Annotated in this window: 1 protein-coding gene and 1 pseudogene; one reads left to right on the forward strand and one right to left on the reverse strand. The window is 65.7% G+C overall.

The annotated features are described in order from the left end of the window. On the forward strand, positions 1-250 hold a 250-nt coding region (locus tag LPA54_RS34780), incomplete at its 5' end, for a ParA family protein (RefSeq protein WP_368857885.1). A 14-nt stretch (positions 251-264) separates the two neighbouring features. On the opposite strand, the pseudogene LPA54_RS34785 reads toward LPA54_RS34780, so the two are convergent. Continuing rightward, a pseudogene (locus LPA54_RS34785) lies at positions 265-644 on the reverse strand (ParA family protein); the annotation flags it as partial.

The raw sequence follows: 644 nt of genomic DNA on the forward strand, positions 1-644 counted from the left end.
TCGGGGAGACCTCCAGGTCGACATCGACTACCTCGGCATCGTCGTCAACCTGTACGACTCCCGGCGCGGTTACATCGCCACGTCGTCCCTGCAGGGCTGGGTCGACATAAAGGATCCGAGGGTGGTCGGGCTGATCGGCGATCTCAAGGAACAGAAGGAAGCCGTGCGCGTGAAGAAGCCGTTGCTGTCCTATGCGCCCAAGTCGCAGCAGTCGGTCGGCATGCGCGCACTGGCGCGGGAGGTGTTGTGAGCAACAAGGCCAATCAGCTGGTTGGTGAGGTGGCACTGCGGGTCGAAGTCGACGAGCAGCACCTGCTGTCCCGGCCCGGGCAGGTTCTCGACATCGAGCGGATTGGTGTCCAGCTCCACGCCCTCGTCCTGCACCTCACTGTCGCGCAGAGCCTTGGTCAGGGCCTTGGCCACGCGCACGGGGTACAGCGAGTTGGAGTCCTCGGCGAGGGCCTCGCCGAGACCGGCGGTGATGGCGGTCTTGCCGACACCGCCCTTCTGGTTGCAGACGATGATCCGGCGCGTGATCTCCGGCCGGCTGACGTCCGGGGCGGGATTCGAGTCGAGCCACAACTGGATCGACTGGGCCAGCCCCTGAATCAGGGACACCCGTCGGTCGGCGGCGATCTGACGGA

The organism is Streptomyces sp. DH12, assembly GCF_020873895.1.
Classification (GTDB): Bacteria; Actinomycetota; Actinomycetes; order Streptomycetales; family Streptomycetaceae; genus Streptomyces.